We start from the raw sequence: 26,562 nt of genomic DNA on the forward strand, positions 1-26,562 counted from the left end.
CATGGCTCAACTGTTGATCGAACTCTTCTCCGAAGAAATTCCGGCCCGTATGCAACTGGGTGCCGCGCGTGATTTCGAGCGTCTGTTTGGCGCCAAGCTCACGGCGTCCGGCCTGACCTTTGAAAGCCTCAAGGCCTATGTCGGCCCGCGCCGTCTGGCGTTGGTGGTCGAAGGCCTGCCAAAGGAAACCGCCGCCGTGACCGAAGAGGTCAAGGGGCCGAAGGAAAGTGCCCCACCGCATGCCATGGAAGGCTTCCTGCGCAAGGTCGGCCTGACACGTGATAAGCTTGTGCTGGAAAATGGCGTCTGGCTGGCGCGCATAGAAAAGCCCGGTGTGAAAACCGCTGAGGTGCTGGGCGCCATGCTGCGTGAGGTCATTCTTAGCTTCCCCTGGCCGAAGTCGATGCGCTCGGGTACCTCAACCTTCCGCTGGGTGCGGCCTCTGAAGCGCATCCTGTTCCTGTTCGATGGCGAGGTCATTGCGTTTGAACTCGAAGGCCTCACGGCAGGCAATGTGACCGAAGGCCACCGTTTCCTCGGTTCGGCACAGTCTTTTCCCGTCAGTGATTTTGACAGCTATCAGAAGGCCTTGGCGGATAATTCTGTCATTCTGGATCATGCAGAGCGCCAAAAGATCATTCTCGAACAAGCCAAGGCCATCTGCACAGAGGCCGGTTGCGAGCTTATAGAGGATCAAGGGCTTCTGGAAGAGGTGGCCGGGCTCAATGAGTTTCCCGTGCCGTTGCTGGGTGATATGGACCCGGCCTTCCTGACCTTGCCACCGGAAGTCATCAAGACCTCTATGCGCACGCATCAGAAGTACTTCGCGGTCAAGGATAGGACGACGGGCAAGATGGCGGCTAAGTTCGTCATTACCTCGAACATGAAAGCGATCGATGGCGGCGCGGAAATCAAGCGCGGTAACGCCAAGGTACTGTCGGCGCGTTTGTCGGACGGTGTCTTCTTCTGGAAGGAAGACAATCGCGCCCATAATTTCGATCAATGGTTGACGAAGCTGAATGGCGTGACTTTCCATGCCAAGCTCGGCACGATGGCGCAGCGCGTGGCACGCATCGAAGCCCTGGCCAAGGATATCGCACCTTTCATCCACGCCGATCCGGCTGTGGCGGCTGAGGCGGCGCGTCTCGCCAAGGCCGATCTGGCGTCTTACATGGTCGGCGAATTTCCGGAACTGCAAGGCGTCATGGGCGGTTATTACGCCGATGCCGCAGGGTTGAAGCCGGAGGTCGCCAACGCCATCCGTGAGCATTACAAGCCTCAGGGCCCTTCGGATTCGGTGCCGGAAGCCGCTGTTTCGGCCGCTGTGGCCCTAGCTGACAAGATCGATACCCTGATCGGTTTCTTCGCTATCGATGAAAAGCCGACCGGCTCGAAAGACCCGTTCGCCCTGCGTCGTTCGGCGCTCGGTATCCTGCGCATCCTGCGCCAGCACAATGTCCGCGTTGGTCTCAGCCAACTGGCCGGCTTCTGGTACAAGAGCCTGCTGATCTATGCCGGCGAGGGCAGGGCCGTCTATGTCGATACCGAGAATTGGCGCGGTTCGGCCGGTCCGCGCTGGTCGGAAGGCGAAGGCGATATCTTCGACAACTACCTGCGCGATTTCCAGCAGGGGCTGCTGGAAAGCCCGGTCTGGGTGATCCCGACCGATCGCAATTACGATCTCGATATCCTGTACGAGCACGTCCCGAATGTGCCGGAGGTTGAAGGTGCGTTGCTGAGTTTCCGCAGCTTTACCCAGGTCGGACCCGAATTCGAGGATTTCATGGCCGATCGCCTCAAGGTCCAGCTCAAGGACGAGGGCTTCCGCTTCGACGTGATCGAAGCTGTCTTCGCGCTCAAGGACGGCGATATCGTGCGCCAGACCGAGAAGATCGCGGCTCTTGAAGCAGTCCTGAAGTCTCCTGAAGGCGAAAACTTACTGGCCGCTCACAAGCGTGCCGCCAATATTCTGGCGGCCGAAGCCAAGAAAGCGGCCTTGCCACTAGGCGCGCCCAAGGCTCTGAAAGACGCGCCGGCGGTGGAAGCCACCCTGCTGACGCACATCAACACCGCCAAACGTGCGGTAGAGACGTCACTCGCTGAGGAAAAATATATTGACGCCTTGCATCATATTGCTGCAATGCGGCATGATGTCGATGCCTTCCTCGACGGGGTATTGGTCAATGCGGAAGATCCGGCGATCCGGGCCAACCGTCTGATCCTTCTGCAAGCTGTGTGTGATCTGTCCGGAGATATTGCTGATCTCAGCAAAATTTCCTGATGACGTTTTTATAAAATACAGGAAAACAACGAGTTTCCTGAAACACCTCGCTTAAAATATCAAGTCATGCTTGAAAATGAAAAGGGAAAGTTCATGTCAAAGCACTGGGTTTACGCTTTCAAGGCCGGAAAGGCCGATGGCGACGCCTCAATGAAGGCCCTGCTGGGCGGCAAGGGGGCGAATCTCGCCGAAATGTCGTCGCTCAACCTGCCGGTTCCGGCGGGTTTCACCATCACGACCGAAGCCTGCGTCCATTATTTCAAAAACGAGTCGTCCCTGCCGGAAGGTCTGGTTGACGAGGTTGAAAAGGCGTTGGCCGAACTGGAAAGGAGCACGGGCAAGGGCTTCGGCCAGGTGTCCAATCCGCTTCTGGTATCGGTGCGCTCCGGCGCCCGCGCTTCAATGCCCGGCATGATGGATACGGTGCTCAATCTCGGTCTCAACGACGAAACCGTCGAAGGCCTGAGCGAACTGACCGGTGACCGCCGCTTTGCGCTTGATTGCTATCGCCGTTTCATTACCATGTATTCCAATGTTGTGCTGGGCGTCAGCCATCACAGCTTTGAGGACATTCTGGACGATCACAAGGATCGCCTTGGCGTGACGGTCGATACCGACATCACCGACAAGGACTGGACGAGGATCATCGCGGATTACAAGGCGATGGTGAAGTCCGAGCTGGGCCGCGACTTCCCGCAAGACCCCAAGGAACAGCTTTGGGGCGCGGTCAAGGCCGTGTTCAGTTCGTGGATGAACGATCGCGCCAAGTTCTATCGCAAGATGCACGATATCCCCGAAGATTGGGGCACCGCCGTCAATATCCAGTCGATGGTTTTCGGCAATATGGGCCTGACCTCGGCCACCGGCGTCGCCTTCACCCGTAACCCCTCCAACGGCGACAGCGATCTCTACGGTGAGTTCCTGCTCAATGCGCAGGGCGAAGACGTGGTGGCGGGTATCCGCACCCCGCAGGCCCTGACGAAAAAGGCCCGCGAGGAAATGGGCGAACGCGCACTTTCGATGGAAGAGGCGCTGCCGGAAGTCTTCGACCAGTTCAAGACAACGGTCGATAAGCTCGAAAATCACTACCGCGATGTGCAGGACGTTGAGTTCACAGTCGAGCAGGGCAAGCTCTACATGCTCCAGACCCGCAACGCCAAGCGCACCTCCAAGGCGGCGCTCAAAATCGCCGTCGATATGGCCAGGGAAGGCCTGATCACGCCCGAAGAAGCCTTGATGCGTATTGACGCCTCGGCGCTCGATCAGCTGCTGCACCCCATGCTTGACCCCAAGGCCGAGAAGGTGGTCATCGCCCGTGGTTTGCCGGCATCGCCCGGTGCGGCCTCCGGCAAGATCGTCTTCACCGCCGATGACGCCGTGCGCTTTGCCGCGGCCGGCGAAGCTGTGATCCTGGTGCGCGACGAAACCTCGCCGGAAGATATCCACGGTATGCACGCTGCCCGCGCCATCGTGACGGCACGCGGCGGCATGACCAGCCACGCCGCCGTTGTGGCGCGCGGCATGGGCCGTCCGTGTGTTTCCGGTGCCGGCGAGATGAGCATCTATGCGGAGCGTGGCGAATTCGTTTCGCGCGGTCAGACCTTCAAGCATGGCGAAGTTATCACGCTGGATGGCTCGTCGGGCGAGATCATGAAGGGGGCTATCCGCATGATCGAGCCGGATTTTTCGGACGATTTCCACCAGATTATGAAATGGGCCGACGAATACAAGACGCTGGCCATCCGCACCAACGCCGAAACACCCGCCGATGCCCGTACGGCGCTCGGTTTCGGCGCTGAAGGTATCGGCCTGTGCCGTACCGAGCATATGTTCTTCGATGACGAACGTATCTCGGCGGTTCGCGAAATGATTCTGGCCGATGAGGAAGCCGGACGCCGCAAGGCGCTGGAAAAGATCCAGCCGATGCAGAAGAAGGATTTCGCCGAGCTGTTCCAGATCATGGACGGCCTGCCGGTGACCATCCGTCTGCTCGATCCGCCGCTGCACGAATTCCTGCCGCATACGCCGGAAGACATGAAGGCCGTAGCCGAGGCTTCGGGCGTGGGCGAAGAAAAGCTCTACAAGCGCACCAAGGAACTTTCCGAGACCAACCCCATGCTGGGCTGGAGGGGATGCCGCCTCGGTGTCACCTTCCCGGAAATCTACGAAAGCCAGCTCCGCGCGATCTTTGAAGCGGCGGTGGAAGTGGCGGTTGCTGGCGGTCATCCGAAGCCGGAGATCATGCACCCGCTGGTCGCCACGCGCGAGGAAATGGCCTATCTGACGACCATGACCCATGCCATCGCCAAGGAAGTCTTTGCCGCCAAGGGCAAGGATATCCCCTACATGGTCGGCACCATGATCGAACTGCCGCGCGCCGCCCTGCTGGCTGATAAGCTGGCGGAAACGGCCGAATTCTTCTCCTTCGGCACCAACGACCTGACCCAGACGACCTACGGCATCAGCCGTGATGACTCGGGCCGCTTCCTGAACCCGTATATCGAAAAGGGCATCTTCGAGAAGGACCCGTTCGTCTCGCTCGATCAGGAAGGCGTCGGCGCGCTGATCAAGATTGCCGCTGAAAAGGGCAAGAAGCAGCGTCCGGATATCAAGATGGGCATCTGCGGCGAACACGGCGGTGATCCGGCTTCGATCGCCTTCTGTCATGGCGCCGGACTGGCCTATGTCTCCTGTTCGCCCTATCGCGTACCGGTGGCAAGACTGGCAGCAGCGCAAGCGGCGATTGCCGCCAAAGGCTGATAAGACGTTACATCGAAAGCACATCCGGGAGGGGGCAATTTATTTGTCCCCTCTCAGTTGTTTTGGGTGGTTGTGTGTTGCGCCGGCACGCGATAAAAAGGTTAACGCTATTGGGTGGGTTTTAGGACGCATCATGGTTGTCCAAAAAGTGGCGTCCACTTTTTGGCATGACGCTCGTTAATCGTGTGGGGGTAACCGATGACAGCCAGGACCGTTTGGGTTGCAGGTCTTTCAGGCCTGGCCTTATTATGTGGTGCGGGGCTTTACCGCATCCTGCCGGCTATGGAGACCGACCTCAGGGCCAGTATCGATCAGGCCCTGACGGTCAAAGGCCTCACGCAGGTCAAGGCCGATGTCTCCGGCCAGAGTGTCACCTTACACGCAACAACCGACACACCAGAGGCCAAAGCCCAACTCGTGCTGGCTAAGGCGACCTTAGCGGCGGTGAGTATGAACGCGCCGGTCCTGCCGGGCGGGGCTCTGGTCAATAGCCCGATCAGCGATATTCAGGTGGTGGATGGCGTCAGGGTGACGGCTCACTTGGCGAGCGTCAGCCCGCCTGTGCCCGCCTATAATGATCACTCCGCCCTGCCGACCACGACACCGCCGATCACGGCACCAATCGAGACTATCCATGGTGATGGCGCTACCGTTGTGGCTTCGATCTCCCCCGGAGATGGGCCGCGTGTTGCCGGGGATTCGGCTCTTGAGGCCAGCACCCAGGTGGCGCGCTCCTGCGATCAGGATCTCGATGCCGTGGTTGGGCAGCGTCAGCTTATCTATACATCAGGCACCTACGACCTGACGCCGGAAAGCCAGCGCCTGATCGGTGATGTCTATAAGGTGGTGGCCGCCTGTCCGGTTCAGGTGCGCCTGACGGTTTCGGGCTATACCGATAATGTGGGGGACGGTCTCGTCAACCAGACCATTTCGCAGGCCAAGGCGCAGGCCGCAGCCGATGCTCTGGTCAAACGCGGTCTGGCCGCCAATCGCGTGATCGTGCGCGGCTTTGGTGGCGCTTTGCCGGTGGCCGATAACGCCACATCGGAAGGGCGCGCCCGCAATCGCCGTGTCGTTTTCACTGTCAACGCGAGCTAAGGGGGAAACCATGCTGCATCTGGTTATGGAATTGCGCTGGTTACTGGCTGGGGCGGCTATGCTCGGTTTGATCACCGGCTTTATTGCCAAGCGCGTCAGCCCGCCGAAAAAGCGCTAAGGGGAAGCCATGACGATCCTGATCCTGAAATCCTTGCTGCTGCTCTTGAGCGCCTTTCTGGTTTCGGCCTGGCTGGGCTGGACGATAGCGCGCCGGGCGCGCAGCGAATACAGCGCTTTTGAGCGCCCGCGCGCCGTTTTCGACGATGAGCCGCTTATGCCCGTGGCGGACAGTACGCCCGAACCGGCACCGGCACCGCAGCCGGTGGCTTATCTCGATGCTGCAGCCGAGGCCTTTACCTCTGGTGTGGTCGTGCCCTTTGGTGGCAAGCCCCTGGGCGACAAGCCTTTGGCGGACAAGGCACCCTATGCACCGCCACACAACTCCGCTCGTCTTGATTTGGTGGCGGCTTCGCATGTGCCTGGCAATGTCCAGATCCGTCGTTTCGATAACAGCCTGCAACGGCGCATTTCGAGTCTCGCCAGCATGACGCCGGAGAGCATCGAGGCCGCGGTTCAGCAGGCAGGCAGCGGTCTTGAGCCATCGCGTGTCGGCGTGCCGCAAACAGCACCGGACGATTTGACGGTCATTTCGGGCATCGATGCCGGCAAACAGAGCGAACTCAATGCGCTGGGTATCTATTATTACTGGCAACTCGCAGGCTGGTCGCCCGAAAACGTGGCGTGGATGTCGAGCCGTATCCAGTCGCCACAGCGCATGGTGCGGGAAAATTGGATGGCGCAGGCGGCACGTCTTGGCGGACTGAATTAAGCCCTAGGCAGGCTTAGGCCCAGTGATGGGCCGAAGCGGAACTGGTCTTGATCGTAGCTATAAAGTTCAGCGGGGCGGCCACCTGTGTCTTCGCGCATGATGCCCAGTGGCGTCACAAAGCCGGTCCGTTCAAGGGCACGACGGAAGTTCTGCTTGTGCAGGCGCAGGCCTGAGAGGGCTTCCAGCGATTTTTGCAATTCCAGCAGCGTAAAGCGTTCCGGCATGAGCTCGAAAATAACCGGACGGTATTTCAGCTTGCCGCGCAGGCGTGAAAGGCCGGTAGCGAGGATGCGGCGATGGTCAGACGCCATGGGTTCGCCGCCATAAAGGGACATACCCGCTTCACCATGAGCGCGGCAGGCCTCTCCGGCCAGGCCGGCATTGTAGAGTAATTCATAGCGATCGAGAACGCGCTCCTCGTTCCAGTTGTCGAAGTCCTCCGGAAACAGGGTGGCGACACGACGTAGCCTGAGTGCGCGTTCCTGCGCAGAATCGGCGGCTTCGCACCAGCGTGACAAGGCCGGACGCAAGGCTTCGAGATCGGGGTTGATCTCGCCTTTGCGCCAGTCTTCCCAGGGAAAGAAACGATGGAAGGGCACCCAGGTCGCGTCAAAGCGCGCCTGAAATCCGGCCTGCGGCGTCAGGGCCAGATAGCCGACCGAAATGGCCCGGACATCTTCAGGCGCGGTGGCGGCGATACCCTGGCGTCCGTCATCGCCGAAGCTGTACAACTGTTCGACATAGCCGATGTCAAAGCCGGTTTGTTCACGCACGAAGGCGCGCAGGGCGAGATCGAAGGTGCGGTGGTTCTGCGGCACGAACGGTCCGGAGGGGAGGGCGAAGGCCGCACCGCCTTTCGGCAGGTTAAGGCACAAAACCAGCGCCTCGTTGTCCTTGACGGTCACCACCACAGCCGAGAGTTCGATTGCGAGGTTCATGGTCAGCGCTTCATCTCGGACAGAAGGTGATTGAACCGCGCCACGAAAGCTTCGCCTGCCTGACGGTCTGACAGGGGCGTGATGGTCAGGCTGTAACCTGTGGGCGGTTCGCCGAAATATTCACGCGCCTCGGTATCGGAAAAACCCACAAGCTGGGTGGCCTCGAAATAGGCGCAGGCGTGATCGGCCTGCTTGATGAGTTTTTTGACCGGCGCCGGCATCAGGGCTGGCAGACCAAAGCGGATATGGATGGCCTGTTCGAGATGGTTTTCAAAGCGCCGGTAATCGAAGCCGAGCGCCGCCTTGAAGGGGGAAATCATATCGCCGATGACGTATTCGGCCGCATCGTGCAGCAGGGCCATCAGGCGATGCGGCACGGTTATATGGGGGTCGATATGGGCGCAGATCTCTTCAACCACCAGACAATGCTGGGCGACGCTGAAGCCATAGGCCCCCAAGGTCTGGCCATTCCAGCGCGCCACTCGCGACAGGCCAAGCGCTATGTCGTCGATCTCAATATCGATGGCAGAGGGATCGAGCAGATCAAGGCGGCGGCCAGACAGCATCCTTTGCCAGGCGCGCGGCGGTGCATCCTTGGTAGTGCGTTTCAGTTTCGGTTTTGATTTGGCGGCAGGGGTAGACATAGTGTCACATGAAAGGTCAAAATGCGAATTGTCGCATCGGGTTTTTATCTCAGAGGGTATATAACTATAGCAAGCCTCCGGGGTTTGGGCGGCAAAATAGCGACTATACATAAAAACAGGAGAAACAGATGGCTGACAGCATCGTAAAGCAAGGCCTGCAAAAGGTCACAGGTCAGGCATGGTCTCGCATCAGTGTTCCGGTCAGTGGCGCGGTCACGGAAACCCTGGCGCTTGAGCTGGCGGCGCAGGTCGCCGAAGCGTTTGACGCCCAATTGAATATCCTGTTTACGCCACCTGATCCGGCCGAACTGGCACCCTGGCTGGGCGAAGGCTTTATGGGCACGGTGCAGATGTCGACCATGGATAGTCTGAAACAGGCGGCGGAGGAATCCGAGGTCATGGCGCGGTCACAGTTCGGCGCCATCGCTTATGAGGGTAAGTTTTTTACCGCCTTGAACTCGCCGGTGTGGCAGGATCTGGCCATGGAAACGCGCCTGTCGGACCTGATGGTCTTTTCCGAGCTAAGCGCCAAGGGGCAGGGCATGCTTTCCGAGGCCTTCCAGCAGGTACTGATGGAAGAACGCGCCGGCGTTCTGATTGCGCGCAAACCGTTCAATATTGGCGGCACGGCTCTTGTGGCCTGGGATGGTCGTGAGCCGTCATCGCGCGCTGCGCGTCGGGCGCTGCCGCTGCTGAAAAAGGCGTCAAAGGTTGTGGTTACTGGCGCACCGTGCGGCGATCCGCCTTCCGATCTGAACCGCCTGGCTGCCTACTATGCCTCGCACGGGTTGGCTGTTGAGATCGAAGTGCTGCCAAAGGGCGATATTCTCAGTCAGCTTCTGAGTGCCAACGAACGCCATAAGGCTGACTATATGGTGGCCGGTGCGTTCGGCCGTTCGCGGCTACGCGAGTTCGCCTTTGGCGGCACGACACGGGCCTTGCTGCAAAATACCCAGCTTAACCTCTACATGGCGCACTAAAGCGCGTAGATCACGCTGTCGAACAGGATCGGTGAAGAGTGGCGCAAGGTGAGGCTTTAGATGTCTTGCGTTTTGAAAGTGAAGGCATCGGTGTCGACCGGGTCGATTTCCTAAACTTAGAGCCTGAAGCGCTCGATCATCGCCAGACGCATATCGTCCATAGCGGGTTGCCAATCGTTCAAATGCGGCGGACTGAAAAGGCGTACACTTGGATACCAGGGATAATGTTGTTGGCCGAGCCTGAGCCAGCTACCTGCGGGACTGAGCATCCAGGTTGAGACACCGCAGGCCGCCGCGATATTGCTCGTCGCGTTGGAAGGACCGAGAATGACATCCATGGCGGTGCACAGCGCCGAAAGATCGTCGAGATCGTCCTTGAGGTCTATGCCTTGAGCGGTATGGATGGACAGGCCTTCGGCGGCAGCTTGCGCCAGTTCCTCACGGCAATCGCCGTATTGCAGATTGATGAAGGTGACGCCCTCCAGTTTGAGGACATCGCGCCATTGCTCGTAGGGGGCGAAATAGCGATCGCGCTGTGCGTCGCTTTTCAGGCTCTTCCACAGGATGCCGGCCTTGGGCTTGTCGCTGAGCGCGTTCAAATAGCCGCGCCAGTGCTCGACGCGCTGCGGGTCGGGCCTGAGGAACGTGTTGGCGGCGGGAAAATCTTCGATCCTGTTGCGGTAAAGCGGCAGGAAATCGCCCATCAGCGCCCAGCCATCGGAGGCGCCGGTATCCATATCCGGAAAACTACGTTGCAAAACACCATCGATTGTCTGGGTGCGGTGCGCCCCGACGGAGGCTTGCGGAAAGCTACGCTGGAAAAGCGGCACAAGACGTGGCTCGACACCTAGGCTCAGGTGGCCATCCGCGCCAAGATCGCGGATCAGATCAGGCAGGATTGAGGCGAAAAGCACTTCATCGCCGAGGCCTTGCTCGGCACTGACAAATAGGTTGCGACCTGCAAGTGGCTGGCTTTCGCGCCAGCGCCGTGACCACAGGCTGTAGTGAACTTGCCGTGTCGTGCCGTAGCGTTCGCGGCCCTCATAGGCGCGCCAGCCGTCGGCAATCCGGCCGGTCGCCAGCAAGGCCTGACCATAGGCGATCTGGGCCGAGGCGAGGTTGTCCGGGTCATGAAAAGCGGTGGCGCAGGCGGCGAGTTCTTCCAGGCCCGTCGTCTTGTCGTCGCTATCCATCAGGGCGCAGCCCCGGTTGAAGCGCGCGTGCAGATTGCCGGGCGTCAGGCGTAGGGCCTCGTTGAAGAAGGTGAGGGCATTGCCGATATCGCCCTGCGCCACCATGACGGAACCGAGGCCTTCCCACAAAGCCGACTCTTCGGGTTTTTGTCCCAGCACAGTCTTGAGCACGTCGATGGCTTCATCAAATTTCGCCTGTTCGCGCAAGGCGGCGGCGAAACTGGCAATGGTCTCGATGTCGTGCTGGCCGTGGGTGATCAGATGAGAGAATAGTTTCTCGGCCATAGGCCACTGGTTGAGCCGGAAGGCCAGCGCCGCCAGACGGGCGGCGATATAGAGCGATTCCGGCGCCAGGGCTAGTGCGGATTCGTAAGCTTCCAAGGCACCGGGCAGGTTGAGTTCCGCTTCGGCGTTGGCGGCTTGCGCCATAAGGTCTTTAAGCGACATGGGGCTTATCGATAAAGACGTCGACAAGGGCATCCCTGACCTGGTTCATCACCGGCGCCCAGTCGAGCAGCGAGTCCGAGAAGAAGGCGCGGGTCGACGGGTACCATGGGAAATAATCGGTGCCGAGACAGGTCCAGGAATTGGTTGGGGTAATCAGCCAGACCGTGGCGCCGGCGGCGCCGGCGATATTGCTGGTGGCATTGGCCGGGCAAAGAATGCAGTCCATGGCGCTGCACAGGGCTGACAGATCGTCGAGATCGTTCTTGAGGTCGATGCCGGGTGGCGTCCAGATATCCAACCCCATATCCTTCGCCAGGGCCAGTTCTTCCGTGGTGTCGCCATATTGCAGATTGATGAACTGCACACCATCGAGGCGCAGGATATCTTCCCATTGCGCGAAAGGCGAATAGTAGCGGTCGCGGCGCGAATGCTTGATCAGGCTTTTCCACAAAAGGCCAATTTTCGGCTTGTCGTTGAGCCCATCCAGGATGGCTTTCCAGTAGGCGACACGCTCGGGATCAGGCTTCAGGAAGGCGTAAGGCGCGCCTTCAGCGGTCGTCGTGGGGAAGTCATCAATGCTCAGACGATAGCGTGACAGGAAGTCCCCCATGATCGACCAATAGTCATAGGTTTCCCAATGGATGATATCGGGGAACAGACGGACGGGCAGATTTTTGTGTTTTGTGGTGTGGTGCTTGACCACGGTGGCGGTTGGAAAGGCCTTTTGAAAGAGCGGCACCAGACGCGGTTCCACGCCAATACCAAGATGGCCGTCGTCACCAATCTCTGCCAGCAGATCTTCCAGAATATTGGCGAACAGGATCTCATCGCCAAGCCCTTGCTCGGCCGAGACGAAGATGCGCTTGCCCTTGACCGGCATGTCGGGCTTCCACCGCGGCCGATTAATGATGTGGTGGACCTTCTCGGAGGTATCGTTCTTGTCGCGCGCCTCGTACCATTTCCAGCCTTCTTTGAAGTTCTGCAAATGCAGGTAACAGAAGGCGATGCTGAGCTTGCAGGTGTTGGTGTTGATTGGATCGTTGAACATCGGCAAGGCCGTCAGCAGGTCTTGCAGACCGCCCTCAACATCACCGGCAACAGCCTTGGCATTGCCAAGATTATAACGGGCATGAACGTGGGTCGGGTTGTGGCGCAAAGCCTCTTCGTAGAAGATTATGGCGTTGGCCATGTCGCCCTGAGCGTTGACGATGGTGCCGAGCGCGTTCCACAACTGGGCGTCGTTGGGCGTGTCGCCGATGGCCCCCCTTAACAACTCTATCGCCTCATCCAGCTTGTTGAGCTCTCTCATGGCGCTGGCAAGATTGTTGACAGCCTCGATGTGGCCCGGGCTTTTCGCCAGGAAAAAGCGGAAGAATTTCTCCGCCAGTTCGTTCATGCCCATCTTGTAGGCGAGGCGCCCGAGATCGTTAGCGATGGCCGGATTTTCCGGCTGGAGCTTTAGGGCGGTCTCATAGCAGGTGATGGCGCTGGCGAAATCGTTGCACTTGTCGCGCGATACCGCGAGGATATGCCAGGCTTCCGGGGATTTTTCGTCAACATGCAGCGCTTTCAGCGCGCACTCGCCGCCGCCTTGCCAATCGCCCTTACGGAAAAGCTCCAGCGCATCTTTCAGGAGATTAAGCGTATCGGTGCGCTTGATATGTTCGGTGGCGCTCAGCAGGATTTTCAGCGCTTCAGATGATCCGGAATCGCCCAAAATCTGCGCCGCCGGATTGAGCACCTCAACCGGCTTGAATGTGGGGACATCGTTTGGCACATGGATCGCCAGCGAGGCAGGGGCTGTTGGCGCGCCAGCATTAAAAATCGACAAACCAATGGGCGCTGCCGGTAGACTCTGGCCTGATTTCTTTTGCTGTTTTACGCGAAGCGACATGACTAGCTCCAAAGGCACTGACGTGCCATCCTGTAAACAGAGATTCGCCTGAAACATCCTAAAGAAATATGGAGACCGGGGCAAAGCCATTCCGTTGTTTGGCCTGTACCGGAGCAGAAATGACCGGCGTTTCACGTCATTAAACCTGCTGTTAACTCGGTATGTGCAATAAAGACCCATGACGGGTTTGCGCGTGCCTGCAGATCCGAAGGAAAGAAAATGCCCTTAAAACTATCCTTGAAGCCTGGGGAAAAGTTCGTCCTGAATGGTGCCGTCGTGCAAAACGGTGATCGCCGCTGTTCGCTCGTCTTGCAGAACAAGGCTTCGGTGCTGCGCGAGAAAGACATCATGCAGGAGAGCGAAGTGACCTCTCCGGCGCGTCACGTCTATTTCCCGGTGATGATGATGTACCTCGATGAGGCAGGGGCAGATAGATATTACGATGAATTTCTGCGGCGCATGTCGGAGTTCATGGGGGTGATCTCCAATCCGCTAATTTTGGCGGAATGTGTGACGGTCTCCAAGAGCCTGATGGCGCATGAATATTACAAGGCGCTCATGAGTTGCCGGCGTTTGATTGAGTACGAAGACGAAAGATTGGGACATGTCGCTTAAGGCGTACCAGACCACCGCGGCACGTGCCGAAAATCCGCGTCAGACGGAGTATCGTTTGTTTGGTCAGGTGACCCGCGCCCTGATGGAAGCGGAGCGCATGGACAAGAGCCAGATTCGCGAACGTATGGACGCGCTCGACTGGAATCGTCGCATGTGGTCGATGCTGGGGAATGATTGTTCGCTGTCGAGCAATGGACTGCCTGAACAGGTTCGGGCCAATATTATTTCGCTGTCGATCTGGGTCAATAAGCACACCTCTCTGGTGATGCGTAACCAGGAAGAGATCGCGCCGCTCATTGATGTCAATCGAATCATTATGCAGGGCCTCGCCCCGGTGGAAAACGCTCAAGAGGGCGTAAGTGCCATACGTCAGTCTGTAGGTTAATCACCTAAATAAGAAGGTCACACAGAAGCCCGGCGCCCTAGAGCGTCGGGCCTTTTGCTGTCTTGAGCTTTGGCCTTCTGTGCAAACATGGCTAACGCGCGGTTAAAATTGCCGCCCCGGCAGGTTTTGCCGGAATGATTGCCGCTTGGCTTGCGTCAGAGCTTTGATTCGTGCAAGCGCAATATAAAAATATCAATATATTTCAATTGTTTATATTAAATTCTAGGGTGGTTTTTTATGGCCCCAACCTTGCTTTGCTTAGCATGGCTAAAATAGCTGTGCGGCAAAAGCCGTTTAAAATCTCCCCGACCAGAATGGAAAGGAAATCCGATGACAAACGTTTCGGTGAACACCAATGTTGGCGCAATGATCGCGCTGCAAAACCTTAACAAGACCAATTCCCAAATGGAGGTCACTCAAAACCGCATCAACACCGGTTTGAAAGTGGCTTCAGCCAAGGACGACGGCGCGACCTTCGCGATCGCTCAGAGCCAGCGGGCTTCTGTTTCGTCCTTGGATGCTGTCAAGGACTCGCTTAGCAGGGCGACATCTTCGGTAGATGTGGCCATGTCGGCGGGTGAAAGCATTTCGGATATGCTCACTCAGATGAAGGAGAAAGCACTCGCAGCTTCCGACACCTCGTTGGATACCACCAGCCGGGTTGCGTTGAATACGGATTTCGAGGCCTTGCGTGACCAACTCACCAAGACCATGCAGAATGCCAAGTTCAACGGTATCAACCTGATTGATGGCAGCCTTCCAGGTTTGGAAGCCCTGGCTAACGCCGATGGCACATCCCGACTGACAGTCGCGGCTCAAAATCTGAGCCTTGGCGGTTCGATTGTGACGCTCGCTACGACGGCCAGTTTCGCCACATCTTCTTCGGCTGGCGCCCTGCTGACGACCATTGATGCTTCTATCAACAATGTGTCTGCGGCGCTCGCCAAGATGGGGACGTCTTCTAAGTCTTTGGAGGCCCATTTGACCTTCATTGGTAAATTACAGGACTCGATCACGGCTGGTATCGGCAATCTCGTGGACGCTGACCTGGCAAAAGAAAGCGCTAAGCTACAGTCGTTGCAAACTAAGCAGCAACTGGGCGTTCAAGCTCTTTCCATCGCCAATCAGGCTCCACAGCAGGTTCTCAGTCTGTTCAAGTAAACTCATAAGCCGGAGCGAGTTGACCGCTCGCTCCGGCCTACCTTTCCGTCGTCCTGAGTGGGGCGCGAAGAGCGCTACCTTGCGGGCAAAATCTGCCGACCCGGCAAAAGTTGCCGCACTTGGGCAGAATTTGCCTAGTGAAAACAGGGTTAAAACAAGTTTAAAGTCAAGCAATTCAATTCATTAGAGTTTTTTGAAAAAGTCGTAAGTTCTGGCCTTCTTCTTGCAGCCTTCGGATCAGGCAAAATGCCGCCGGCAGACAAAACGTCGCCGGTTAACATCTAGAAGAAAGACTAGACCGATGCCCGTGAATAGCGTCAACACCAATGCTGGTGCCCTCATTGCCCTGCAAAACCTCAATAAAACCAACTCCGACCTGCAAACCGTTCAAAACCGCATCAACACCGGTTTGAAAGTTGGCAGCGCTAAGGATAACGGCGCGGCTTTCGCTATCGCCCAAAGCCAACGTTCGACCGTGTCGTCGCTCGACGCCGTCAAGGACTCGCTGTCACGCGCAACTTCGGTTGTTGATGTCGCTTCGTCCGCCGGTGAAGGCGTTTCGGATCTTCTGACCCAGATGAAGGAAAAGGCCTTGGCCGCTTCCGATACCTCGCTGGATACGACAAGCCGTAACGCTCTGCAAAACGACTTCAACTCGATCCGCGACCAGATCACCAAGACTCTGACCAATGCCTCCTTCAACGGTATCAACCTCGTTGACGGCAGCAAGACTGAGATCACGGCTCTGGCCAATGCCGACGGCTCCAGCGTCCTTACAATCGCTGGACAAAATCTGTCGCTCGGCGGTTCGATCATCACCCTGGCGAGCGATGCTTCATTCGCCACCGCTTCGTCGGCTGCCGCGCTGCTGACCACCCTGGATTCCTCGATCAACAGCGTTTCGGCCTCGCTTGCCAAGCTGGGTACCTCCGCCAAGGCGGTTGATAACCATGCAGAATTTGTCGGCAAGCTTCAGGACTCGATCACGACCGGTATCGGCAACCTCGTCGACGCCGATCTGGCCAAGGAAAGCGCCAAACTCCAAGCTCTGCAAACAAAGCAACAGCTCGGTATCCAGGCTCTGTCCATCGCCAATCAGTCGACTTCGACTGTTCTCAGCCTCTTCCGCTAAGACTGAAGGGGAGGCGGGTCGTCAGGTCCGCCTCCCACTCATCATCACAATTCCGATATAATCAGAGGGCGCTTAAGCGATTTATCGCCGGCGTATCATGGAGATGATCAATAATGTCTTGAGTTTTCCACAGGTGACCAACGACGTCTCGCAGATCAAGCGGGCGCCGGACGTGCCTAAGGAAATCGCCAGCACCAGTTCGTCCGAGCCTTCCAAGAACGACAGTCAGCCCGACCTTTCAGATGGCCAGAATTCAGGCAGTGCGCCCGCCTATCTGTTGCGCCTGACAGTCGACAAGGATCCCAAGACGGGGGACTGGGTCTATAAAGCCATCGATCGTTACACCGGTGAAGTGGTACGTGTCATGCCGCGTCAGGAGCTTGTCGAGATGAGAAAGTCGACGAGCTACAAGGCTGGTTCCGTAATTAATACAGACGCTTAAATTTAAGTTTTAAGGTCAAAAATCCAACATATCCACCGTGCATTTGTGAATGCGCGGTAAAAGTCGTTTGCGCTCGTTAACCTTTTGCTTACCATAAACGTTAAGACTTTGCTGAGTCGGCGTTTTTATAGAAGGTATTTGGGCCAATGACAGTGAGCGTTCACACGAACTCCTCCGCAATGATTGCCTTACAGAATCTGAATGCAACCAACACAAAGCTGGAGGATGCGCAACAGAAGATCAGCACGGGTCTGGCGGTATCCTCTGCAAAGGACAATGCGTCCGTCTACGCAATCGCGCAAGGTCAGCGATCCGATCTGGGCGGCCTGAAGGCGGTTACGGACAGCCTTAACCGCGCGTCCTCGATTGCCGACGTTTCGCTGGCGGCCGGTGAGTCGGTATCAGATCTGCTCAACCAGTTGCGCGAAAAGGTGGTCGGTGCGATGGATAGTTCCATCGACACGACTTCGCGTAATGCGCTGAACAGCGATTTTAAGGCCATTCTGGGCCAGATCAGCCACGTCGTCGAAAACGCGACTTTTAACGGCTCAAACATTATCGATGGTTCGCTGCCAAACGCCATTCAGTTTATCGCCAACGCCGATGCCGATTCGTCGATCACGCTCAGCGTTCGTACCATCGCGCTCGGTGGCCCGATTATCACCATTTCGGCGGCTTCGGACATTTCGACATCGTCGGGCGCCTCGGCCCTGCTTAGCAAGCTTGATACCTCGATCGACAATCTAAATGCCAACCTGGGGGCGCTGGGTTCGCAAGCCAAACAGATCGAGGGCCACCTCAGCTTCGTCTCCAAGCTTCAGGATTCGATCACCGGCGGTATCGGAAATCTGGTCGATGCTGACATGGCCAAGGAAAGTTCACGTTTGCAGGCGCTTCAGGTTCAGCAGCAACTGGGCACGCAGGCGCTATCCATAGCCAACCAATCGCCTCAGCAGATCCTTTCGCTCTTCAAGTAGGCGGCGGTGAAATCATAGGAAAATGGCGGGCGAAAGCCTGCCTTTTTTTGTGCGTTAAAGCTCTGCGGCGTATGGGAAGCGGACCGCTTTAACCGTGCGTGTTAATGACTCTTAAGGATTATGAAGCGATACTGCTGAGCTATACGTGTTCTCCAGCTGAAAAGTCCTGAGTGTCCGTCCGTGTCCACCTCGTTCGATGCCGCATTGCTGACGAGCTATTTTAATTCGAAATTGGGTCTCACTGCCCAGTCTTCGTCTTCGGGCACGTCTGGTTCATCAAGCAACACGAGCAAGACGCTTTCACCTACCGGTATGGCCGATGCGCCGCGCGCGCCCTGGACGGGCAGCACCGGCATGCTGTCTGAAAGCCAATTGGTCACCAAGGTGCTGGCCGGTCAAAGGTTTATCAACGCCAACGCCGTCACCTCGAACGTTGCCGGCGCTTCGCCCGATTACACCAAGCTGTTCACGCTCTACCAGGGCTTAAGTGCGTTGGAGGGCCTTGCCACAAAGGCGCAGGACAGCAAAACATCGCCGCTCACCCTGGCGGCGGTTCAGCGCCGTTTTACCGCTGGCATATCCGAGGTCAGTGACTATCTGGCCAGCACGGATTATGACCACCTGTCACTGAGCGCCGGAACTCTAACCGGCGAACTGAAGGGTACGGTCGGTACGGCCCGTACCGATACCGTCTACACGGCGCCGGCCATTCATACCGGTTCGGCCACGACCGCGGTCAAGGCCTTTGAAGGCGACATCAAGTTTTCAATGAGCGTGAAGAAGATCGGTACGGCCACGCCCTTCAACGTCGATATTGACCTGTCGGAAATGGGTACGCAAACGCGCAGCATGTCGAACGTGGTGTCGTTCATTAATGGCAAGCTCAAAGATCAGGGTTTGCAGACCAAATTCGTGGTCAATCGCACCGCTGCCGTGCCGACCACTACCACTGTCAATGGCAAGACGGTCACGTTGTCGGCGGGGCAGGATACGTTCGGCCTCCAGATCAAGGGCGTCACCACCGAAGCGCTGACCATGAGCGCCCCGGCCGTAGCCGATTCGGTCTATGTCGTGCAGACGACCGGCGACCCGACGGAGACCACGACCAAGAAGGCCAGCGACGGCACGAAGACCACGACCAATGCGGTGACCTCGCAGATCATCAAGTTCCAGACCGACACGTCCAGTACGGCCACGCAACCCGGCGATCCAATCTCCAAGGTCGGTGCGCAATACTGGGTGGCGGGCGAGGCGGGGCAGACTGTCCTGCCCAATACGGTGGCCAGTGTGGACGCCAACGGTACTGCTGATGACACCATCGCCAACGCCTTGCAGACCGTTGCCGGTCCTGACGGTTCGCTCTATGTGCTTGCCAATATCGACGATACGACCGACGACCAGACGATCAAGGGCACGCAGGATGTCGCGCTGATCAAATATGATTCGGCCGGCAAGATCGTCTTCACCCGCACGCTTGGTTCATCCGATACCGCTTCGGGTCTGGCCCTGGCGGTATCGAGCGACGGCAAGGTGGCGGTGACAGGGTCGGTGACCGGCGCCCTTAATGTTGCAACCACCAAGACGACCACCTATGGTACAGGGGCGAATGCTAGCAGCAGCACCTCGACCACGACGACCAGCCTGAACGGGGCCAACGACACGACCACAGACAGTTTTGTCACAGTCTATGACGCGGCCGGAGTCGAGCAATGGACGCAGCGCCGGGGCAGCAACGCCGCGGATGAAGCCACTTCTGTCACCTTTGCAGATGACGGTTCGGTCTATGTCGGCGGCAAGACCCAGGCCCTGATGCAAGGCGCCAGCGGTCAGGCCAATGGCGGCTGGGACGGCTATGTCATGGGCTTCACCGCCACCGGCGCGCATAAGTTCACGGTCCAGACGGGCACGGCGCAAACCGATAACGTGTCGCAGGTCATGACCGACGGCAATACGCTCTATGTGGCGGGTGTCGAAGCCGGCAACGCCACGCTGAAAAGTTATAGTCTCGGCTCGACCAGCACGACGGACGCCAAGGGTGTCACGACGACTAAATACACGGCGGCGCTCGGCACCTCGCGCGATCTCGGCGGTATCGGCGGCGGCACGATCAGCGGCATGTCGATCTATGACGGCAAGGTCTATCTCGGCGGCTCTACCGGATCGGGCGATCTGCTGAGCGCCACCGGTAATCACACCACCAACTATGCCGGCGGGTATGATGCTTTTGCGCTGTCAGTTGATAAGGATCTGAGCGCGAACGGTAACGACAAGATCGCCTTTTACGGCGGCACAGGCGCTGAAAAGAACGCCAAGGTGCAGTTCGCCAATGGCAAGGCGTGGATATCAGGTTCGACCACCGGCGCCATCGATGGCACGACCAAGGTCAACGGTACCGACGCATATCTGGCGCGAATGAATATCGAGAATGGTCAGGTCGAATACCAGACCCGCTATACCGGCACCAACGGCATGGTCACGCCCAACGCTATCGCGATCTCGAAGGACTCGTCGAGTGTACTCGATCGCCTGGGGCTGCCGCTCGGCAAGATAGAGACCACGGATTCCAAGCTGATTACAGCGGGCACCAGTGTTCGCACCGGCGATCAGTTTTATCTCGTCGATCCCAAGACCGGCGTGAAGAAGACCGTCACCATCGAAGCCAATGATACGCTCGAAAGCCTGGCCAAGAAGATCACGCGGGCGTCGGGCTATAAGCTGACGGCCGAGGTCAAGAAGATCACGGGCAAGCAGATCGATCGCCTCGATTTGACGCCGACCAACAAGACGAGCCAAATGCAAATCGTGAGTGGTCCGGCTGGCAAGGATGCGCTTGAAGGCCTTGGTCTGGCCTCGGGCCTAATCACAAACGATGCCGGCAAAACCATGGACGCCTCGTCGAGCAATTACCTCACCTCGCAAAAGGCGATGGGGCTGGAATTCGATAACGCCCTCAATCTCAACTCCGCGGCCAATATAGCCAAGGCGCTTGACACCTTGAAGGGCACCATGAAAAGCGTACAAAAGGCTTACAGCTATCTGCGTTATGGCGACCCTCAGGAAAGCGACTCCAAGAAAGCCGGTAAGTCCGGAGGCACGGTTCCGCAATACATGACCAATCAGATTGCCAACTATCAGGCGGCGCTGACCCGTCTGACCGGCGGCGCTTGAAGGCAGTTGTATGACGTCCGCAGACGCTTGACAGGCGCGGCGGAAAAGGGCCTTTACTATCCCTCTGTGATGCAGACAAAATGGCATGAACCTTGATGGGATCTGCCATATTTTCGCAGCATCCTTATGATTAAGGTGCGTTTCGGCACGTCAGCCGGACGTCGTGAGGGGAGTTCTTCGAGTGAAGGATCAAAAGCGTTGGATTGCCATTGCTATTGGCGCCACGGTCGCCATTGTGGTCGGTATCGTGCTGGCCATGGGCCTGTCACATGGCCATAAGGACGAAGAGAAGATGAACGATCAGCCGACAGGGCTGACCTTCACCGTCGCTGATCCTTCGCCCTCGCTCGACGCCAAGAAGCCATTACGCTGTTACGTCAATGGCGCCTATGTCGGTGATCTGACCCTCGGTGACTGCGCCAAGAAGAACGGTGTGGCAGCGCAAAAGCTTGATGTTGGTGTTGATGACGCCGGCAACCTGACGGCCGCTCCCACGGCCTCGCTCGTGCCGGTGCCAGGTGCGCCTGCCAGCGCTATCGCCGGTGTGGAACCGGCGGATCCGGCTCAAGGCGCCGAAGTTGTGCCGGATACACGCGCGGCTTCTGGCCCAACTGCCGCCTGCTTGCGTTTCAGTAGTAATTCTTGGAACCGGCTGTCGGATAATGTCACCCTAGGACAGTGTGCCATTCTGTTGTTCGATCAGCGCTGCGTCACGCCAGGACAGGCCTCTTACGGCCGTTGGGGCAGCAAGACGCTGCGTCTGGTGCCGAAGCGTGTCGAGCAATCGGATGATAACGCCACCTTCCGCCCTCTGGTCGATCAGGAGCAGGGCTGTTCGGTGCCGATGGTGCGCTAGGCTTGACGTCTACATTTTTTTTAAAGGCGGGCCATGTGTCCGCCTTTTGTTTTACATCACATAGCCTTGACCATAATTTTCTTGGTGCTGACTGGCGTATCATGATTAAATCGCCCCCATACAGGGGCGGATGACAAGAGGATAAAACCATGCAGACCAAAGCAATTCTGGTATTGGGACTGACAGCGGCCCTGGCGGCCACCACCTTGAACGGTTGTACTGAAAAGGTGAAGGCGCCACGCGATCTCGGCACCTGTTATTTCATCGGCCACACCAGCAAGGATGAATACAAGTTCAACGTCGTCTCGAAGAATGAGCCTGACTTGGAACACTGCGCCGCGCGCCTTTACAACGTCCGTATGGACCTGTTGCGCACCGGCACCGCGGGCACCTTCACCGCCGGCAGCTATCAGGGCAATTTCCTGTTCCTCGACAACCACGAAATCCGCTATGCCCAGCGTTATGAGGGGCCGGCCTATCCGCTGCTGGTCAAGGCGCCCGATGGCCGTCTGGTGGCGCCCGGTTCTGTCATGCGTGAAGAGGATCTTCCTGACAAACAGGTGACGGTCGAGGTGCCCAAAAACCTGCCGAAAATGCCGTCCGACGACAAGAAGTAACTATCTGTGGAAACTGCCGGCTGCTTAAGCGGGCTTTGCGTTGGCGGCCCTTCACATGGGCGGCAGAAGGCTCTAGTGTTAACTATTCGACTCGCTGACAGGCGTGCTTGATTCGTCATGAATCGGTCGTGTGAACAAATGGGCGCGCAAAGCGTCTGGGATATATGGATCGGCCCGTGATGGTGGTGCGGTCAAAGATAAGGAACGAAGACAATGGCAGGCAGTGTCAATAAGGTCATTCTGGTAGGTAACCTCGGTAAGGACCCAGAAATCCGCACGCTCAATTCGGGCGACCGCGTCGCCAACCTGACGATCGCCACCTCGGAAACCTGGCGGGACAAGTCTTCGGGCGAGCGCAAGGAAAAGACCGAATGGCATCGCGTCGTCATCTTCAACGACAACCTGGCCAAGATCGCCGAGCAGTACCTGCGCAAGGGTTCGTCGGTTTACCTCGAAGGCTCGTTGCAAACGCGCAAATGGACGGACCAGCAAGGTGTTGAGAAGTACTCGACCGAAGTCGTGCTGCAAAAGTTCAATGGCAACCTGACGCTCTTGGGGGGGCGTGGTGACAGCGGCGGTGGCGCCGCCTCCGGCGGCGGCTATGATCAATACGAAGATTCCTACGGTGGCGCTCCGGCGTCTTCTGGTCCGAAGGCGTCCCCGGCCGGCGCTCCGCAAAACTTCGATCTTGACGACGAAATCCCGTTCTAAGGTCAGGCAGGTCTCCTAGTTACGCATTTTAACCCTCACCATTCCTGCAAATACGCGGGAATGGTGATGCACATAAGATATTGATTTCATGAACGATACGACATCTTACGAGAGTTTAGGCCCTGACGATCAAGAGCCCGGTCAAGGCTCTGGCGGGCAACCGCCGGCCGGTATCAGCTTTGTCACCATCGAGGATGAACTGAAGCGTTCCTATCTCGATTACGCCATGAGCGTGATCGTGTCGCGGGCTCTGCCCGATGCACGCGATGGCCTCAAGCCCGTTCACCGCCGCATTCTCTATTCCATGCACCAGTTGGGCATGCAGCCGTCGAAGTCCTATTCCAAGTGCGCCCGCGTCGTCGGTGACGTGCTCGGTCGTTTCCACCCGCACGGCGACGCTTCGGTCTATATGGCCCTGGTGCGTATGGCTCAACCGTTCTCGATGGGGCTGATGCTCATCGACGGTCAGGGCAATTTCGGCTCGGTCGATGGCGATATGCCGGCCTCCATGCGCTATACCGAGTGCCGTATGGCGACCTCGGCGGCGGCGCTTCTGGCGGATATCGAACAGGACACGGTCGACTTCCAGCCCAACTACGACGGCAAGGAAGAAGAACCGACCGTCCTGCCGGCGCGTATCCCGAACCTTCTGGTCAATGGGGCAGGCGGTATCGCTGTCGGTATGGCGACCAATATTCCGCCGCACAATCTCGGCGAAATCGTCGATGCCTGTGTCGCCATGCTCGACAACCCGGCGATCACGCTGGAAGAACTGCTTGATATCGTGCCGGGGCCGGATTACCCGACCGGCGGTGAAATTCTCGGCCGCACGGCGGCGCGCAACGCTTTGATGACCGGCCGTGGTTCGGTCGTGACACGCGGCAAGGCGACGATCGAGACCCTGCGCAAGGATCGCGAAGGCATTGTCATCACCGAGTTGCCCTATCAGGTCAACAAGGCGACCCTGACAGAGTACATCGCTGACATGGTGCGCGAGAAGCGCATCGAGGGCATTTCAGACATACGCGATGAAAGCGATCGCGACGGTATGCGGATGGTGATAGAGCTGAAGCGTGAAGCTTCGGGCGACGTCATCCTCAACCAGCTTTATCGCTATACGGCCCTGCAAAGCAGCTTCGGCGTCAATATGCTGGCGCTCAACCATGGCCGTCCGCAGCAGATGGGCCTGCGTCAACTGCTCGACATCTTCCTTGAATTCCGCGAAGAGGTGGTGGTCCGGCGTACGCGCTTCGAACTGAACAAGGCGCGCGATCGCGGCCACGTGCTGGTTGGCTTGACCATTGCTGTCGCCAATATCGATGAAGTCATCCACATTATCCGCTCGTCGGCCGATCCGGCGGAAGCGCGCGATCGCCTGACCCAGCGGGTCTGGCCGGCCGGCGATATGGCGCCGCTGATCGACCTGATCGCCGATCCGCGTTCGATTGTCATGGCGGATAGCTCTGTCCGTCTGACCGATGAACAGGCCCGTGCCATCTTGGCCCTGACCCTGTCACGCCTGACCGGCCTTGGCCGCGATGAAATTGGCACGGAAGCCCGCGCCCTGGCTGACGCCATCGCCGGCTATCTCGAAATCCTCGGTTCGCGTGAGCGTATCGTCGGTATTATCCGCGAAGAACTGCTTGAAGTGCGTGCACAGTTTGCTGTGCCGCGTCGTACTACCATTCTCGATGGTGAAGGCGACATTGAGGATGAAGACCTGATCCCGCGTGAGGAGATGGTCGTAACCGTGACGCACTCCGGTTACGTCAAGCGCACGGCGCTGGCAGCCTATCGCGAGCAGCATCGCGGCGGCAAGGGCCGCTCCGGCATGGCGATGAAGGACGAAGACGCAATTATTGGGGTCTATTCGGCCACCACGCACCAGCCGATGCTGTTCTTCTCCTCGACCGGAAAAGCTTACAAACTCAAGGTCTGGCGCCTGCCGCTCGGCAATCCGCAATCCAAAGGCAAGGCGTTCGTCAACCTGCTGCCGCTTGATAGCGGTGAGACCATCACCAATATTCTGGCCCTGCCGGAGGATGAAGCCGCCTGGGAACGTCAGGACATCATCTTCGCTACCCGGTCGGGCGATATCCGACGCAACAAGCTGAGCGATTTCGTCAACGTCAACCGCGCCGGCAAGATCGCCATGAAGCTGGAAGACGGCGACACCATTGTCGGCGTGGCGGTCTGTAACGAAGATCAGGATGTGCTGCTGTCCACTGCGGGCGGTCGTTCGATCCGCTTTGCCGTCGATGAGGTTCGCGTCTTTAAGGGGCGCGATTCCACCGGGGTGCGCGGCGTGCGCCTGGCGGGTGAAGACACCGTGATTTCAATGGCGATTCTGCGCCGTGTCGATGCCACACCGGCTGAGCGCGCCGCCTATCTCAAATATGCGGCTCAACAACGCGCGGCTCTGGCCAGTAGCGAAGAGGGCGATGATGCTGTCGTCGTCGCTGTTGAAGAGAGCGAAGACGAAGGCGATGTCGGCGAGGCCAATCTGACGCCGGAACGTATCGCCGAACTGACGGCGGCCGAGGAATTTATCCTGACCGTGGCCGACACTGGCTTTGGCAAGCGTACGTCTTCCTATGATTATCGTCGTACGGGTCGCGGGGGGCAGGGCATTGTCGCCATCGACCTCTCGAAGCGCGGCGGCAAGCTGGCGGCTTCCTTCCCGATCGATGCGACCGATGGTCTGTTGCTGGTGACATCGGGCGGACAACTGATCCGTACCAACGTAACCACAGTCCGGATTGCCAGCCGCAACACCCAAGGCGTCACCATCTTCCGCACATCGGGCGGTGAGAAGGTCGTCTCGGTCGAGCGGATCGTTGACTCGGGCGATGATGAAGCCAATGAAGGCGCAGTGTCGGGCGAGCAAACCTGATCACGCTACCGCGGAGGGGCAATGACTGTCGAACGAACAGGCCAAAGAATAGGCCTCTATCCGGGTACGTTTGACCCGATCACCAATGGTCACAGCGACATTATCGGCCGGGCTGTCAAGCTGGTCGATAAGCTGGTGATCGGCGTGGCGCGCAATATCGGCAAGTCACCGATGTTCACCATTGATGAGCGCGTCGATATGGTGCGTGAACAGGTGGCGCATCTTGGGGATCGCGTCGAGGTCAGGCCGTTTGACAGCCTGCTGATGCATTTCGCGCAGGAGCTTGGTGCCGGCGTCATTATTCGCGGCTTGCGTGCCGTGGCGGATTTCGAGTACGAATTCCAGATGACAGCGATGAACCAACAGCTTAATCGTGAGATTGAGACGGTTTTTTTGATGGCTGATCCACGACACCAGGCAGTTGCCTCGCGTTTGGTCAAAGAAATAGCCCAATTGGGCGGCAGTATCGCGCCGTTTGTGGCCCCCAGCGTGGCGGAACGTTTGCTGGGCAAGGTCACAAGGTAACTTAAACAGGAAGACT

21 protein-coding genes are annotated in these 26,562 nt (G+C 58.0%); 17 read left to right on the forward strand and 4 right to left on the reverse strand.

The features are described 5' to 3' along the window. Position 1: 1 nt before the first annotated feature. The 4 genes from glyS (at position 2) to B060_RS0101440 (ending at position 6,968) form a co-directional block, all read left to right on the forward strand. Positions 2 to 2,281, forward strand: a complete 2,280-nt coding sequence (glyS, locus tag B060_RS0101420) for a glycine--tRNA ligase subunit beta (protein WP_018079962.1) — start codon at positions 2 to 4, stop codon at positions 2,279 to 2,281. A gap of 93 nt (positions 2,282 to 2,374) precedes the next feature. After that, positions 2,375 to 5,041, forward strand: a complete 2,667-nt coding sequence (ppdK, locus tag B060_RS0101425) for a pyruvate, phosphate dikinase (RefSeq protein ID WP_026172501.1) — start codon at positions 2,375 to 2,377, stop codon at positions 5,039 to 5,041. 198 nt (positions 5,042 to 5,239) lie between these two features. Beyond that, positions 5,240 to 6,139, forward strand: coding sequence for an OmpA family protein (locus B060_RS25930; RefSeq protein WP_081606777.1), 900 nt, complete (start codon positions 5,240 to 5,242; stop codon positions 6,137 to 6,139). 127 nt (positions 6,140 to 6,266) lie between these two features. Further along, positions 6,267 to 6,968, forward strand: coding sequence for a hypothetical protein (locus tag B060_RS0101440; RefSeq protein WP_018079966.1), 702 nt, complete (start codon positions 6,267 to 6,269; stop codon positions 6,966 to 6,968). Here the strand turns inward: B060_RS0101440 and B060_RS0101445 are convergent. After that, positions 6,965 to 7,906 (reverse strand): NUDIX hydrolase, encoded by a 942-nt coding sequence (locus B060_RS0101445; protein WP_018079967.1) that lies wholly within the window; start codon positions 7,904 to 7,906, stop codon positions 6,965 to 6,967. The two genes, B060_RS0101440 and B060_RS0101445, sit on opposite strands and share 4 nt — an antisense overlap. A 2-nt stretch (positions 7,907 to 7,908) precedes the next feature. Next, the gene (locus B060_RS0101450) at positions 7,909 to 8,550 is read right to left on the reverse strand and encodes an HD domain-containing protein (RefSeq protein ID WP_018079968.1); all 642 of its coding nucleotides are present in this window, start codon (positions 8,548 to 8,550) and stop codon (positions 7,909 to 7,911) included. Between the two features lie 128 nt (positions 8,551 to 8,678). On the opposite strand from B060_RS0101450, the gene B060_RS0101455 reads away from it, so the two are divergent. Beyond that, entirely contained in the window at positions 8,679 to 9,530 is an 852-nt protein-coding gene (locus B060_RS0101455; protein ID WP_018079969.1) for a universal stress protein, read from the forward strand. Positions 9,531 to 9,646: 116 nt separating this feature from the next. Here B060_RS0101455 and B060_RS0101460 read toward each other — a convergent pair whose 3' ends face one another. Next, positions 9,647 to 11,170 carry a tetratricopeptide repeat protein gene (locus B060_RS0101460; protein WP_018079970.1) on the reverse strand — a complete coding sequence of 508 codons (1,524 nt, stop codon included), beginning with the start codon at positions 11,168 to 11,170 and terminating at the stop codon, positions 9,647 to 9,649. Then, the gene (locus tag B060_RS0101465) at positions 11,160 to 13,064 is read right to left on the reverse strand and encodes a tetratricopeptide repeat protein (protein WP_018079971.1); all 1,905 of its coding nucleotides are present in this window, start codon (positions 13,062 to 13,064) and stop codon (positions 11,160 to 11,162) included. The genes B060_RS0101460 and B060_RS0101465 overlap by 11 nt, the downstream gene beginning before the upstream one ends. Positions 13,065 to 13,283: 219 nt before the next feature. Between B060_RS0101465 and flbT the strand changes: the two genes are divergently transcribed. The 12 genes from flbT (at position 13,284) to coaD (ending at position 26,546) form a co-directional block, all read left to right on the forward strand. After that, positions 13,284 to 13,679: a flagellar biosynthesis repressor FlbT gene (gene flbT, locus B060_RS0101470; RefSeq protein ID WP_018079972.1), complete on the forward strand. Its 396-nt coding sequence runs from the start codon at positions 13,284 to 13,286 to the stop codon at positions 13,677 to 13,679. After that, positions 13,669 to 14,064, forward strand: coding sequence for a flagellar biosynthesis regulator FlaF (gene flaF / locus B060_RS0101475; protein ID WP_018079973.1), 396 nt, complete (start codon positions 13,669 to 13,671; stop codon positions 14,062 to 14,064). Before flbT ends, flaF begins: the two co-directional genes overlap by 11 nt. Before the next feature lie 330 nt (positions 14,065 to 14,394). Then, a complete protein-coding gene (locus B060_RS0101480; RefSeq protein ID WP_018079974.1) occupies positions 14,395 to 15,225 on the forward strand; it encodes a flagellin in 831 nt (276 codons plus the stop codon). A gap of 301 nt (positions 15,226 to 15,526) precedes the next feature. Further along, the gene (locus tag B060_RS0101485; RefSeq protein WP_018079975.1) at positions 15,527 to 16,357 is read left to right on the forward strand and encodes a flagellin; all 831 of its coding nucleotides are present in this window, start codon (positions 15,527 to 15,529) and stop codon (positions 16,355 to 16,357) included. Between the two features lie 103 nt (positions 16,358 to 16,460). Continuing rightward, entirely contained in the window at positions 16,461 to 16,799 is a 339-nt protein-coding gene (locus B060_RS0101490; RefSeq protein WP_155847739.1) for a flagellar biosynthesis protein FlaG, read from the forward strand. 146 nt (positions 16,800 to 16,945) lie between these two features. Next, entirely contained in the window at positions 16,946 to 17,776 is an 831-nt protein-coding gene (locus B060_RS0101495; protein ID WP_026172503.1) for a flagellin, read from the forward strand. A gap of 180 nt (positions 17,777 to 17,956) precedes the next feature. After that, complete coding sequence (locus B060_RS0101500; protein ID WP_035423311.1) at positions 17,957 to 20,944, forward strand: hypothetical protein; 2,988 nt, start codon at positions 17,957 to 17,959, stop codon at positions 20,942 to 20,944. A 181-nt stretch (positions 20,945 to 21,125) separates the two neighbouring features. After that, positions 21,126 to 21,800 (forward strand): hypothetical protein, encoded by a 675-nt coding sequence (locus B060_RS0101505; protein ID WP_018079979.1) that lies wholly within the window; start codon positions 21,126 to 21,128, stop codon positions 21,798 to 21,800. A gap of 149 nt (positions 21,801 to 21,949) precedes the next feature. Next, entirely contained in the window at positions 21,950 to 22,417 is a 468-nt protein-coding gene (locus tag B060_RS0101510; RefSeq protein ID WP_018079980.1) for a hypothetical protein, read from the forward strand. A gap of 213 nt (positions 22,418 to 22,630) precedes the next feature. Continuing rightward, positions 22,631 to 23,128, forward strand: coding sequence for a single-stranded DNA-binding protein (gene ssb / locus B060_RS0101515; RefSeq protein ID WP_018079981.1), 498 nt, complete (start codon positions 22,631 to 22,633; stop codon positions 23,126 to 23,128). A gap of 88 nt (positions 23,129 to 23,216) precedes the next feature. After that, the gene (gene gyrA / locus B060_RS0101520) at positions 23,217 to 26,021 is read left to right on the forward strand and encodes a DNA gyrase subunit A (protein ID WP_018079982.1); all 2,805 of its coding nucleotides are present in this window, start codon (positions 23,217 to 23,219) and stop codon (positions 26,019 to 26,021) included. Positions 26,022 to 26,042: 21 nt separating this feature from the next. After that, complete coding sequence (gene coaD / locus B060_RS0101525; protein WP_018079983.1) at positions 26,043 to 26,546, forward strand: pantetheine-phosphate adenylyltransferase; 504 nt, start codon at positions 26,043 to 26,045, stop codon at positions 26,544 to 26,546. The last annotated feature ends 16 nt before the right edge of the window (positions 26,547 to 26,562 follow it).

This window comes from Asticcacaulis benevestitus DSM 16100 = ATCC BAA-896 (assembly GCF_000376105.1).
Lineage (GTDB): Bacteria > Pseudomonadota > Alphaproteobacteria > Caulobacterales > Caulobacteraceae > Asticcacaulis > Asticcacaulis benevestitus.

What these genes read in the sequence shown, in the direction of transcription:
- flbT (WP_018079972.1), top strand. Translation starts at nt 13,284, where the DNA reads ATGCCCTTAAAACTATCCTTGAAGCCTGGGGAAAAGTTCGTCCTGAAT.
- B060_RS0101455 (WP_018079969.1), top strand. Translation starts at nt 8,679, where the DNA reads ATGGCTGACAGCATCGTAAAGCAAGGCCTGCAAAAGGTCACAGGTCAG.
- glyS (WP_018079962.1), top strand. Translation starts at nt 2, where the DNA reads ATGGCTCAACTGTTGATCGAACTCTTCTCCGAAGAAATTCCGGCCCGT.
- B060_RS0101450 (WP_018079968.1), bottom strand. Translation starts at nt 8,550, where the DNA reads ATGTCTACCCCTGCCGCCAAATCAAAACCGAAACTGAAACGCACTACC.
- B060_RS0101510 (WP_018079980.1), top strand. Translation starts at nt 21,950, where the DNA reads ATGCAGACCAAAGCAATTCTGGTATTGGGACTGACAGCGGCCCTGGCG.
- ppdK (WP_026172501.1), top strand. Translation starts at nt 2,375, where the DNA reads ATGTCAAAGCACTGGGTTTACGCTTTCAAGGCCGGAAAGGCCGATGGC.
- gyrA (WP_018079982.1), top strand. Translation starts at nt 23,217, where the DNA reads ATGAACGATACGACATCTTACGAGAGTTTAGGCCCTGACGATCAAGAG.
- B060_RS0101495 (WP_026172503.1), top strand. Translation starts at nt 16,946, where the DNA reads ATGACAGTGAGCGTTCACACGAACTCCTCCGCAATGATTGCCTTACAG.
- B060_RS0101440 (WP_018079966.1), top strand. Translation starts at nt 6,267, where the DNA reads ATGACGATCCTGATCCTGAAATCCTTGCTGCTGCTCTTGAGCGCCTTT.
- ssb (WP_018079981.1), top strand. Translation starts at nt 22,631, where the DNA reads ATGGCAGGCAGTGTCAATAAGGTCATTCTGGTAGGTAACCTCGGTAAG.
- B060_RS0101485 (WP_018079975.1), top strand. Translation starts at nt 15,527, where the DNA reads ATGCCCGTGAATAGCGTCAACACCAATGCTGGTGCCCTCATTGCCCTG.
- B060_RS0101465 (WP_018079971.1), bottom strand. Translation starts at nt 13,064, where the DNA reads ATGTCGCTTCGCGTAAAACAGCAAAAGAAATCAGGCCAGAGTCTACCG.
- B060_RS0101490 (WP_155847739.1), top strand. Translation starts at nt 16,461, where the DNA reads ATGATCAATAATGTCTTGAGTTTTCCACAGGTGACCAACGACGTCTCG.
- B060_RS0101445 (WP_018079967.1), bottom strand. Translation starts at nt 7,906, where the DNA reads ATGAACCTCGCAATCGAACTCTCGGCTGTGGTGGTGACCGTCAAGGAC.
- B060_RS0101460 (WP_018079970.1), bottom strand. Translation starts at nt 11,170, where the DNA reads ATGTCGCTTAAAGACCTTATGGCGCAAGCCGCCAACGCCGAAGCGGAA.
- B060_RS0101480 (WP_018079974.1), top strand. Translation starts at nt 14,395, where the DNA reads ATGACAAACGTTTCGGTGAACACCAATGTTGGCGCAATGATCGCGCTG.
- coaD (WP_018079983.1), top strand. Translation starts at nt 26,043, where the DNA reads ATGACTGTCGAACGAACAGGCCAAAGAATAGGCCTCTATCCGGGTACG.
- B060_RS25930 (WP_081606777.1), top strand. Translation starts at nt 5,240, where the DNA reads ATGACAGCCAGGACCGTTTGGGTTGCAGGTCTTTCAGGCCTGGCCTTA.
- flaF (WP_018079973.1), top strand. Translation starts at nt 13,669, where the DNA reads ATGTCGCTTAAGGCGTACCAGACCACCGCGGCACGTGCCGAAAATCCG.